Source organism: Arthrobacter sp. Y3223164 (assembly GCF_059091005.1).
The window spans coordinates 1-11,191 of the sequence record NZ_JBNHGF010000060.1; the positions used below are offsets into that span (position 1 = coordinate 1).

General features: G+C 65.6%; 12 protein-coding genes. 8 read left to right on the plus strand and 4 right to left on the minus strand.

Annotated elements, in window-relative coordinates; translation table 11 throughout:
* Window positions 1-171: 171 nt before the first annotated feature.
* Genes AC5RUJ_RS05420 through AC5RUJ_RS05435 form a run of 4 tightly spaced genes read right to left on the minus strand, consistent with a single transcriptional unit; the run spans window position 172 to window position 3,192 of the window.
* Complete coding sequence (locus AC5RUJ_RS05420; protein WP_494013243.1) at window positions 172-723, minus strand: amino acid synthesis family protein; 552 nt, start codon at window positions 721-723, stop codon at window positions 172-174.
* Window positions 720-1,349: an amino acid synthesis family protein gene (locus AC5RUJ_RS05425; RefSeq protein WP_494127760.1), complete on the minus strand. Its 630-nt coding sequence runs from the start codon at window positions 1,347-1,349 to the stop codon at window positions 720-722. Before AC5RUJ_RS05425 ends, AC5RUJ_RS05420 begins: the two co-directional genes overlap by 4 nt.
* The gene (locus AC5RUJ_RS05430; RefSeq protein WP_494110234.1) at window positions 1,342-2,460 is read right to left on the minus strand and encodes an LLM class flavin-dependent oxidoreductase; all 1,119 of its coding nucleotides are present in this window, start codon (window positions 2,458-2,460) and stop codon (window positions 1,342-1,344) included. The genes AC5RUJ_RS05425 and AC5RUJ_RS05430 overlap by 8 nt, the downstream gene beginning before the upstream one ends.
* Before the next feature lie 48 nt (window positions 2,461-2,508).
* On the minus strand, window positions 2,509-3,192 hold the full coding sequence (locus AC5RUJ_RS05435; RefSeq protein ID WP_494127761.1) for a GntR family transcriptional regulator: 684 nt from the start codon (window positions 3,190-3,192) through the stop codon (window positions 2,509-2,511).
* A 139-nt stretch (window positions 3,193-3,331) separates the two neighbouring features.
* Here AC5RUJ_RS05435 and AC5RUJ_RS05440 point away from each other — a divergent pair, with 139 nt between their 5' ends.
* From AC5RUJ_RS05440 to AC5RUJ_RS05475, 8 genes are all read left to right on the plus strand, one after another.
* Window positions 3,332-4,279, plus strand: coding sequence for a flavin reductase (locus AC5RUJ_RS05440; RefSeq protein ID WP_494127762.1), 948 nt, complete (start codon window positions 3,332-3,334; stop codon window positions 4,277-4,279).
* 42 nt (window positions 4,280-4,321) lie between these two features.
* The gene (locus AC5RUJ_RS05445; protein ID WP_494127763.1) at window positions 4,322-5,962 is read left to right on the plus strand and encodes a BCCT family transporter; all 1,641 of its coding nucleotides are present in this window, start codon (window positions 4,322-4,324) and stop codon (window positions 5,960-5,962) included.
* A gap of 100 nt (window positions 5,963-6,062) precedes the next feature.
* The gene (locus tag AC5RUJ_RS05450; RefSeq protein WP_494127764.1) at window positions 6,063-7,490 is read left to right on the plus strand and encodes a purine-cytosine permease family protein; all 1,428 of its coding nucleotides are present in this window, start codon (window positions 6,063-6,065) and stop codon (window positions 7,488-7,490) included.
* A 4-nt stretch (window positions 7,491-7,494) separates the two neighbouring features.
* Entirely contained in the window at window positions 7,495-8,073 is a 579-nt protein-coding gene (locus AC5RUJ_RS05455) for a cysteine hydrolase family protein (protein ID WP_494155652.1), read from the plus strand.
* Window positions 8,074-8,129: 56 nt separating this feature from the next.
* Window positions 8,130-8,462, plus strand: coding sequence for an ArsR/SmtB family transcription factor (locus tag AC5RUJ_RS05460; protein WP_494013237.1), 333 nt, complete (start codon window positions 8,130-8,132; stop codon window positions 8,460-8,462).
* 13 nt (window positions 8,463-8,475) lie between these two features.
* Complete coding sequence (locus tag AC5RUJ_RS05465; protein ID WP_494127766.1) at window positions 8,476-8,973, plus strand: SRPBCC family protein; 498 nt, start codon at window positions 8,476-8,478, stop codon at window positions 8,971-8,973.
* A gap of 133 nt (window positions 8,974-9,106) precedes the next feature.
* Window positions 9,107-9,739 carry a CG0192-related protein gene (locus AC5RUJ_RS05470; protein ID WP_494127767.1) on the plus strand — a complete coding sequence of 211 codons (633 nt, stop codon included), beginning with the start codon at window positions 9,107-9,109 and terminating at the stop codon, window positions 9,737-9,739.
* Window positions 9,736-11,103: a DUF2254 domain-containing protein gene (locus tag AC5RUJ_RS05475; protein WP_494127768.1), complete on the plus strand. Its 1,368-nt coding sequence runs from the start codon at window positions 9,736-9,738 to the stop codon at window positions 11,101-11,103. Before AC5RUJ_RS05470 ends, AC5RUJ_RS05475 begins: the two co-directional genes overlap by 4 nt.
* Window positions 11,104-11,191 lie beyond the last annotated feature (88 nt).

The window sequence follows — 11,191 nt, forward strand, 5'->3', positions numbered from 1 at the left end:
CGGCCAGCGAGACCGGCGCCTCCAGCCGCGGCTGGCCGCCGTGGCCGGGCAGGTCAAGCGCCAGCACGGTCCGTCCGGTGGAGTCGCGCAGACGCTCGCCCAGCGGTTCCCACATGGAACGGTCCAGCCCGACGCCGTGCAGCAGGACGATCGGCAGGTTCGTCTCCACGGTTACTGTTCGGTGGCCAGGGGCGCCAGCCGCTGCTGCGGGCGGCCCTGTGATGCGGCGGCCAAGGCGATGACAATTTCGCCCGGATGCGGGGCATCGGCGAGCCGGACCTCGACGCTCTGGTGGTGCGAGCGGATGGTCGCGTCGGTGATGTGCTTCAGCGGGATGTCGAACGTCACCCCGGCCGGGCCGCGCTTTTCCACAGCCGGCAGCAGCGTGGTGGCATTGGCCGCATTGCGGAAGTGGTCGCCGAACTTCAGCGTGTGGATGAGTGCCGAGCCGTGCTCGATCTCGCCCTCGAGGCCCACTATCGCCGCCTTGCCGTACGCTTCCACCGTCCCGCCGAGGGCCTTCACCACGCGGGGGGCGAGGAGTTCGCCCACCCTTGAGGCGACCTCGTCGATACCGGCGGTGAGGTCTTCGACAAAGCCCTGGCCGCGCCAGGGATTGTCGATGACTGCGGCTACGACGGCGACCCGGGCGTTGGGCTCGACCGGCCGGCCGCCTTCGGTCAGGGTTTCTTCGGTCAGGGTAACGATCTTGCGGACGTTCATGCGGTGGCTCCTTCGAGGATGCGGGACGTGACGGCCGGGTCGGTGCTGCGGTCGCCGATTCTGGCGTGCGGGCGGGGACCGGTTGATGCCGCGGCAACCACGACGATCTCGTCCGGCCGGGGCCCGTCGGAGATTCGTGTGGTGATGGTTTGGTAGTGGCTGCGGGTGGCTGCCTGGGTCTTGTGCCACATGGGCACCACCAGAGGCTCTCCCGCGTCGGCTCGGTCGTCGGCGAAGCAAATGATGGACGTGCCCTCCAGGAACTCCCGGACGAGGTTGCCGAAGTACGGGGTATGGATCAATGCTCCCGCATGTTCAATTTCCCCCGACGTGCCGACGACCGCGGCCTTGCCGAACGCCTCGATCCGGTCGGCACCGCCAAGCCCGGCGATGAGACGGTCGGTCAGCAACCGCGCGACCGCAGGCGCGACAATTTTCGATGCCGGGGCCAGGTCGGTGTCCGTTGCAGTTCCGATCCAGGGGTTCGTGATCACCGCTGCCGCGGTCGCCCGGTATACCGGAACCGGAGCGAAGGCACCGTTTTCCTGCAGTATCTCTTCCTGGTAGTAGACGATCTTGCGGATGCCGGGATGTTCACCCGGTGTGGCCGGGGCGATGTTAGTCAAAGTGGGGCTTCACTTTCTCCGAGAACAGCTCCAGGCTGCGCATCGCCTTGTGGTGCTCCAGCCCGGGGTGGGTGGTCCACAGCATCATGTGCTCCAGGCCGACTTCGCGCTGCAGTTCCCGGACCTTTTCGGTGACGTACTCCGGCGTGCCCACCAGCATGTTGCGGTCCATCAGCATGTCGAAGTCCAGCGTGTGGGCGTCGGTGAGTTCTTCGCCCTCTTCCATCAGGTTGGACAGTCCGCGCCAGTGGGTGATCCAGCGGTAGGTGTTCATGACCGCTTCTTCGAACTCTTCGCGCGCCTGCTCCATGGTGTCGGCCACGTACACGTCGCGGACCAGCGCGATGCCCTCGCCCAGCGGCACCTCGCGGCCCTGGGCCTGGGCGGCGTGCTCGCGGTACAGCTCGAACCGGCCCTTGAGCGCGGACACGGGCGGCAGCCAGAAGATGCCCTGGACCCCGTTCTGGGCGGCTCCGACGATGGACCGCGGAGTGTCGATGACCTGCCACAGCGGCAGCTTCGGCTGCAGCGGACGCGGCGTCACGGCCATCTTCGTGATGACACCGTCTTCGGTGTACTCGGGGGTGGCGGGGGAGAGCGGGTGGTTCCACTTCACGCCCGGGGCCGGGAACTCGTAGAACTCGCCCTTGTGGCTGAAAAAGTCGTTGTACCAGGCCTTGTCGAGGATCTCCATGGTCTCGGCGAAGAGCGCCCGGTTCTTCTCTTGGTCGCGGGGATCGGCGGCCGGGTTCAGGTTCAGCGCCTCGCGTCCGTACAGGCCGCGGCCGACGCCGACCTCGAGCCGGCCGTCGGAGAGTTGGTCCAGCAGCGCCAGGTCTTCGGCCAGCCGCAGCGGGTGCCAGAACGTGACGATGGAAGCGGCCTGGCCGATGCGGATCTTGGAGGTGCGGGCGGCAATGTCCACGCCCATCAGGATGGGATTTGGAGTCAGTTCCTGGCCCTCGTGGCCGAAGTGGTGCTCGGTGTACCAGGTGGACCAGAAGCCGTACTTCTCCGCGGTCACCGCGTACTCGCGGGCATCCTTCATGTGCTGGTTGTAGTTGCCCAGGTCTCCTGGGGCGCCAAGGCCGTGGAAGATGGAAAAGCGCATGGTGGGTCCTTTCACAGGGCTTAGATGCCCGGATGTCGTAGTAGAAGGTCAGTCGTTTCGGGTCCGCGAGTCGGTCAGGACTTCGCGGGACGATGCATAGACGTGGTTGCGCATGGCCGCTTCGGCACCGAAATGGTCCTTGTCCTTGATCATCTGCAGCACGGTGCGGTGTTCGGCGGTAGAGGCGACGATTCGACCAGGATGCCCGGCGGTGCGCAGGACGAGCCGGTGATACGCCAACTGGTTCATCAGGCGCCCGTAATGTTCGGCCAGCTTGTTGTTGTCGGCGCCGTCAATGATGGTCTGGTGGAACTCGTGCACCAACGCCGCATAGCGCTCGGCGTCGCCTGCGGCGGCCGCCTCGTCGGATTCCTCCAGATTGCGTTCCAGAACCGCAATCTCGCGCACGGGGCCGCGGCGGGCCAACAGGCCGGCTGCCAGTCCTTCGAAGCTTTCCTTGAGCTGGAACAGTTCGACAATCTCTCGCCGAGTGGGTTCCCGGACGAAGGTGCCGACCTTCGGCCGAATTTCCACGAGGCCCTCGTGCTGCAGCTGTTTCAGGGCTTCGCGAACCGGTGTGCGGCTCACGTCGAACTCCTGAGCGAGGAACACTTCGGACACCGGAGCGCCCGGCGGGAAATCACCCCCGAGGATGAGCGCGCGGACCCGGTCGAGGAGGGGCAGTTCCTCGCCCGGCTGCAGGAGGTCCTGCTGGGTGGTCGTCTGTTGCATACATCAGAGGTTATGTTGCATGCATCAGCTCGTCAAGGCTTCGCAACAAATCCGCACTGCTCCGCGCTAGTTGTGGCCTCCCGGCTGAATTTCCAGCTCGATGTTGCCTTCTCTAGTGATCTACATTACGCTCACTGCCATGCAACAGACTTTTGATACTGCAGTGGCAAGTGCATGGTCCGCAGCGTGGGATCGCGGGGAGGTAGAAGCGCTTGAAGCGCTGGTTACGCCGGACTACATCAGGATCAGCAAAGGCAGCGGCAAGAGCATGAATCTCGGCCAGCTGCAGGAGGACATCCAGGAAGTCCGGCGGGCCTTCCCCGACCTGGTCACCACGGTGGACGCGGTGGTTGTCGATGGTGACACGGCAGCCATCTTCTGGACGTCGACGGGAACGCACAGCGCTGCTTTCATGGGCGTGCCGCCGACCGGACGCCGGGTGCAGACCCGCGGTTCCAACTTCGTCTCCATGGCAGGCGGCCGCATTAAGCAGGAAACCGTGACCTGGGACAGCAGGGAACTGCTGGGGTCGCTGGGGATCCGGCACTTGGGTGACGCGCTCGAGGCGGAGGGTCCCGGCGTCGTCGTCGATTCTCTCTCCGGAGAACCGGACCCCGAGATCATGAAGACTTTCAACCGTCAGTTTGTCACCGGCGTGACAGTGGTGACGACGACGGAAGGGGACACCCCCAAGGGGCTGGCCGTGAACGCCTACGCGTCTGTTTCGCTGGAACCGCCGCTGGTGATGGTCTGCATCCAAAAGACCTCGTCGACCTACCCCGCACTGTTTGCCTCCACACACCTTGGCATCAATATCCTCAGCAACCGGCAGCAGGACACCGTTGCCACCTTCGCATCGAAGGCGGCGGACAAGTTCGCCGAGATCGAATGGCACGCCGGCCCCAACGGCTCCCCGCTGCTCGACGGATCCTCCGCCGCGCTCGAAGCCGAGATCAGGGAACGTTTTCAAGCCAAGACGCATACCGTCTTCATCTGCCGAGTGCGGCACGCCGAAGTTAGCGACGCTTCGCCCATGGTCTACCAGGCCGGCCGCTTCTACGACAGCGAAGGTCTTTCCCCGCTGTAACGGCAACTGCCGGCAGCCTGCTCCTGAGATTCGGAGATTTCCATGGTTCAACAATTAGCCAAGTCGTCCCGCGGGGCGCCACGCGATCCGCTGCAGGACGGCATTCATGCCGACCGAAGGCCCGGCGTAGTTTTCTGGGCATCGCTGGGACTGATCGCAGCCTTCGTCCTCTGGGCGGCAGTGTCGCCGGACAGCTTGGGCGCCGCCATGACCACGAGCATGGATTGGGTAGCGAGGTCGGTGGGCTGGAGCTATCTTCTGGTGACACTGTTGTGCATCGGGCTCATGCTCTACCTGGCTTTCAGCCGCTATGGCGGGATCCGGTTGGGGTCCAGCACCGACAGGCCGGAACACAGCACGTGGGCCTGGCTAGCCATGATCCTGTCCGCCGTGATGGGCATCGGCCTGATCAGCTATGGCGTGGCGGAACCGATTTCGCACTTCATGGCACCCCCACATGCATTGGCCGAGCCTGAAACCATGCAGGCCGCCGTCCGGGCGATGCAGTTCAGTTTCTTCGACTGGGGACCGCACGCCTGGGCCGTGTTTGGCATCTTCGGCCTGGCCATTGCTTACTCGACCCACCGCAAGAAGCGTCCCGGACTCGTATCTCCCATGCTTAGGCCCATCTTCGGCACAGCGATGGACGGCTGGTTCGGCAAGTTGATCGACGTGTTCGCCATCATCGCCACGCTTTTTGGTACGACGACGTCTTTGGGTCTGGGTGCTTCGCAGATCGCCGAGGGCATGGACCGGGTCTTCGGGCTCCCGTCCGGCCTGGCTATGCAGATCCTTATCATCGCGGTGGTGACGGTGTTGTTCACGCTGTCCGCATTGTCCGGAGTAAACCGCGGGATCAAGTACATCAGCCAAGTGACCATGTCGCTGTCGGTCCTGCTGGCGCTCTTCGTGCTGATCACCGGGCCGACCAACTTCATCTCCAACCTGTTCTTCCGCTCGGTCGGCACCTACTTCAACGACTTCCTTGAGGCGAGCCTGATCACCCCGAGTACGCCCGAGGACATGCAGTGGATGCAGTGGTGGACGTACTTCATGATGGCTTGGTGGCTCAGCTGGGGTGCCTTCGTCGGGGTCTTCCTGGCCAAGATCTCCCGAGGCCGAACCATCAGGCAATTCGTCGCCGGCGTGCTGGCTGTGCCTAGCGTGGTGTTCTTCGCGTGGTTCACCATCTTCGGCGGCACCGCCATCAACATGGATATGAACGGTGCCAGGATCGGCGAGGCAACGAACGAGAACATTAACTCGGCCTTCTTCGCGATGCTCGAAAACCTGCCGCTGGTGACGCTTACCTCCGTCATTACCGTGATCCTGGTGGCACTGTTCTTCATCTCCGGCGCCGACGCCAACACCTTCGTGCTGAGCATGCTCTCGTCCAAGGGGACGCTGGAGCCCAGCAAGCCGGTACTGAGCATTTGGGGCGCACTCACCGGCGTGTGCGCGGTGCTGCTGCTCCTTGTCGGGGGGTTGGCCGCCCTCCAGCAGGCGGCGATGCTCTCGGCGCTGCCGTTCACGATCATCGTGGCACTGCTGGGCGTATCGCTCATCATCGAACTGCGAAGGGACCCTGAATTTCAGGGCCCGACTTCGAAACAGCCTGTCCTGGCACAGCCAGCTGCGGGGCGGGCTGCTGTCGCGGACAAGGAACCGATTTCTTTGGACTGATCTACCCTGCACGGGCAGGCGGGGACGACCCGACCCGTGCCGTTCCACCCGGCAGCCCACAGGGGGCCGCCGGTACCGATCGAGAATCAAAGGGATCACCGTGAAAACTGAACTTAACAGCGTGTCTGCCGGGGAGGGCAACACCGCTGAGGACCGGGGCTACCGTGACAGCCTGACCAAGATCGAGCCGTACGGCATCGAACACATCCCGGACGTGGAGCGCCACGGCAAGCCGCGCTCGCAGTTCTTCCTCTGGTTCGCGGCCGGCATGAACTTCCCGCTGGTCGTGCTGGGCTTCAGCGCCGCGTATTTCGGCCTGCCGTTCTGGTCCGCGGTCCTGGCCATCCTCGGCGCCGGACTGGTCGCCGCCACGGTGATGGGCTACCTCAGCGGGATGGGCGTCCGGCTCGGCATCCCGCAGCAGATGCAGGCCCGCGGGCCGTTGGGCTTTATCGGCAACCTGCTGCCGGTCGCCTATGTCAACGTCTTCGCTGGCGTCGGCTGGGCCTCGGTGACCGTCATCCTCGGCGGGCAGGCCATCGGACTGCTCACCGGCATGCCGTTCTGGTTGTCCGCCTTGGTCCTGATGCTGCTGCAGCTCGGGGTCGCCGTGATGGGCTACAACCTGATCCACTTCCTGCAGCGGGTGCTCTCCTTCGTGCTGCTGGCCGGCTTCATCTTCGTCACCGTCGTGACGGTGGCCTCCGGCAAGGTCGTCAACACGCCCAACCCAGACGCCGAGGGCTTCCTGGGCGTGGGCGGCTGGATCATCTTCTTCGGCTACTTCTTCTCCTACATCGTCGCCTGGATGCCGTTCGCCTCCGACTACTCGCGCTACCTGCCGAACAACGCGGCCAACCGGCGCGGCGCGGGCTGGTTCACCATGCTGGGTAACTTCATCACGCTCTCCTGGATGGGCATCCTCGGCGCGCTGCTCGGATCCACCGCCACCTCCTCCGACACGATTGCGGCGCTGGATGAATTGATGGGGCCGTGGGCGGTCATCGGACTCGGCATCGTTGCCCTGTCTTCCTTCACGCAAAACTTCCTCAACGTCTACGGCGGCGCCATCTCCATCCAGACCATGGGCGTGCCGGTGAGCCGTCATGTCGCAGTCGTGTTCATCTGCATCGCGTCCTACCTGGTGGCGCTCTGGGGCCAGCACGGGTTCTATGACGGGTTCACCGCCTTCCTGAACCTGACTGCTTACTGCGTTGCGCCCTATGTTGCGGTGCTGATCTGCGACTACATCTTCGGCGGACGCCGGAGCCGGCAGGGCATCCAGGAACTCTACGACAAGTCCCGAAAGTTCGAGTGGGGCTTTATCGCCTGGGCGGCCGGCGTCGTAGGCTCCTCGCCGTTCTGGATCTCCGCCATCTACACGGGCCCTGTTGCAGCGGCCTTCCCCCAGATCGGCGACCTGTCCTTCTACGTGGGCGCGGCTATCGCCACCGTGGCCTACCTGGTGACCTACCGGTTGCCGCGGCTGTCCGGGCGGTCACTGCTCACCGCCGACAAGGAGGGCTAGGACAATGACGGACGGGAATCGGACGGATCGGACAGGGCAGCAGCATTTGGTTGTGGTCGACATGCAGCGTGCGTTCCGCCAGCAGGGCGATTGGCACGTGCCGCGCTACCACGAGGCCGCCGAGGCTATTGCCCGGCTGGTGGGGTCCGGCCTGAGTCCGCTCATCACGCGGTTCGTCCCGGACCCGGCCGAGTCCGGTTCCTGGTCCGCCTACTACGACCGCTGGCAGAGCATGCGGCTGGATCCGGCCGATCCCGTCTGGGACGTGGAGCTGCCCGGCGTCGACATCGTGGCGACGCTGGACCTGCCGACCTTCACGAAATGGGGTGACGAGATGGCCCGCCGGATCCCGGCGGGAGACGAAATCGTCCTCACCGGCGTCGCCACCGACTGCTGCATCCTGGCCACCGCGCTCGGGGCGGCGGATGCCGGCCGCTTCGTGACGGTGGTCGCCGACGCGTGCGCCGGGCAGAACGACCAGGCGCACCGGTCCACACTGGAACTGCTGGAACTGCTCGCGCCGATGGTCACCGTGACCACCAGCGCCGAATTCATGGTGCGGCCACACGCCGCGGCGCTCTGAGCGCACCCTTCGCAAACCCTTGACCCCGCGGCCACCGAGGACTAACCTGCAACCAAATGGTTGTAGATCAAGTCAGTGACCTCGAGTTGGACCGCCTCTTCCAGGCGCTCGCCGACGCCACCCGCCGCGACATCGTGGCCCGGGTGCTCACCGGCGAGTTCTCGGTGTCGGGCCTGGCGGCGGGGTACAAGATGAGTTTCGCCGCGGTACAGAAACACGTCGCGGTCTTGGAACGGGCTTCCCTGGTGGTTAAGGAGAAGCGCGGAAGGGAGCAGATGGTGCGGCCTCATCCTGAAGGAGTGCGAAGAGCGCGTCGCCTGCTCGACGAATACGAGATGCTCTGGCGCCAACGTGTTGACCGGATCCAGGACATTCTCGCAATGGGATAGGAAGGACACCGTCATGCCGGTTACCGATACCAAGCAGGACCTCGAGGCCCTGACGTTCACCCTCGTGGCCGAGTTCGATGCACCCGTCGAGCGCGTCTGGCAGCTCTGGGAGGATCCGCGCCAGCTGGAACGCTGGTGGGGCCCGCCCGAGTGGCCCGCCACCTTCAGCAAGCACGAGTTCACTCCCGGCGGCACGGCCAGTTACTACATGACCGGGCCCGACGGCGAGACGGCCGCCGGCTGGTGGCGGATCACCGCGATCGAGGCCCCGCACCGGCTGACCTTCGAGGACGGGTTTGCCGACGACGACGGCGAGCCGGTGGCGGACCTGGGCACCACCTACGCCACGGTCACGCTGGAATCCATCGGCAGCCGCACCCGGATGACCACCGAGTCCAGGTTCGAGTCCGCCGAGCAGCTGGAGAAGATGCTCGAGATGGGGATGGTCGAGGGCATGCAGGGTGCCATGGGCCAGATCGACGCCATCCTCGCCGAGCCCGCATCCGTCTGAGTCCAGGCATCCCGCATTCGTCTGAGCCGGGCATCCCGCGAGCGAAAGGGGAGTGACCACCGAGGCGGCACGGCTAGCCGGTGACCGACTGACCGCCCGCCCGTGCCCGTCCAAGAGTGGATAGGCTACCAACATGGCCATCATTTACGACGCAGTGTTGAATCCCACCAAGCAGGAGCTGCTGGCGGCATGGCTGCCCGAACAGCCATGGTTCCAACAACTTGGAGCCAGCGCCGGCGAGCTGGAGCACCTTGGCGCCTTCCGCTTCGACGATCCGGCCGGAGAGGTCGGCATGGAAACGCACCTGGTCCGGGCCGGCGACGGTCCGGTGCTGCACGTCCCGCTGACCTACCGGGGCGCACCGCTGCCCGGAGCCGAACAATTCCTGGCCGGGACCATGGACCACTCCGTGCTCGGTGACCGCTGGATCTACGACGCGTGCGCCGACCCGGTGTACGCCACCGCGCTGGCCACCGTGATCATCCAGGGCGGATCCGGCGCGGAGCAGTTCCGCGACGTAGACGGCAAGCTCGAACCGCTGGCCGGTGCCCTCCCGGTCCGCGGCAGCGGCGGTCCCGGCGGCATCGTCCCCACCACGACGACGGCGGTGCCCACCACCGAGGGCAGCGTCACCACCATCGATGCCAACCCATTGACGTTGACCGTCTACCGAACTCCCGGGTCCCAGGAGAGGCCGGCCACGGCCCTGACGCTGAACTGCTCGCTGCCGGGCCAGCCGCCGCTGATCCTCGCTTCCGCCTGGTGAGCCGCCCGGTGCGGAGGAGCAAGGAGTCGGGGGTTCAGCGAGAGGAAGGTGCCTGGGGCCTGCGTGTTGCCGCGTTGCGCTACCGCTTCAAGGAGAGCCTCTTTCTCTTCCCGGCGGTGGTGATGTTGGCCGGCATCGCGCTGGCCATCGGTGCCACCGCCGTCGACCGAGCCCTCGGCCACCATGCCGATGTGCCGCTCACGCTGGCGATGAGCAGCAATGCCGCCACCTGGCTGCTGTCCACCGTCGCGGGAGCGATGATCACCACCGTCGGCGTGGTTTTCTCGTTGACCGTGGTGAGCCTGCAGCTGGCCAGCGACCAGTTCTCGCCGCGTGTGATGCGCTCGTTCATCCGGGACCGGCTCAGCCAGGCGGTTATCGGCCTGCTCGTTGCCACGTTTTTCTACTGCGTCCTCGTCCTGCCGAGCCTGAGCGGGGAACCGACCGAGCCGGCGCCGCGCATATCCCTGACGATCGCCGTCGTCCTCACCCTGGTGACGGTGGTGGGGATCATCGTCCACCTGGACCATCTTGCCCGCGGACTGCAGGTTGGCAACGTCGCCCGGGTCATCGCGGCAGAGGGCCGGACCGTCGTGGCGGCTCTTAACCGGGTGCCCTCTGGCCTCCAGCCCGTGGAGCCCAAAGACTTCCATGCCCCCGGGAATGCCGCCGTCATTCCTTGCCGGATGAGCGGATGGATCAGCCAGGTGGACAGCGGCCAGCTGCTGGGAGCGGTCCCTGCCGGCACGACGGTGCGGATGGAAACCCGCGTGGGTGCTTACATCCACGCGGGTGAAGCATTGTTCACGGTGTGGCCGCCACCGCCGGAGCGCAGCCGGGAGAAGCTTGCCGGGGCGATTGCCATAGCCGACTCGCGGACCATGCTGCAGGATGTCGACTTCGCTATCCGCCAGCTGGTTGACATAGGCCTGCGGGCGCTTAGCCCGGCCATCAACGACCCCACCACGGCAGTGGAGGTCATCCTGAGGCTGGGCAGCCTTCTGCGGGCGGTCCTGACCGCCCCGCTTGCTGCGGAAGCGCTGAAGGACGAGTCAGGCCGGGTACTGCTGCAGCCGTGGAACCTTGACCATGCCGAATACGTCGACCATGCCTTCGACCAGCTGCGACAGACGAGCCTGGACCAGCCGGAGGTCGTCGCCGCTCTCCTGCGGGTCCTCCGCATGCTCATCGCACACGTCCGTGCCGAGGGCCACCCCGAACACACGCCGGCCCTGGACCGGCAGATGCAGCTACTTCTCGACGCCATGCGGGACCGGCCCGAACTGCACCCCGAGGACCTCCGGCGCCTCCAGGCGCTGTCCTCCGACGAGACAGACCCCGCCGACCACAGCCGCAGCCGGTAGCCCGGCGTTACTTCACGCCGCGATTCCTGCGGAGTACGACGGCGGTGGCCACGCCGGCGGCGAGGACCAGGGCCGCGCCGATGCCCCA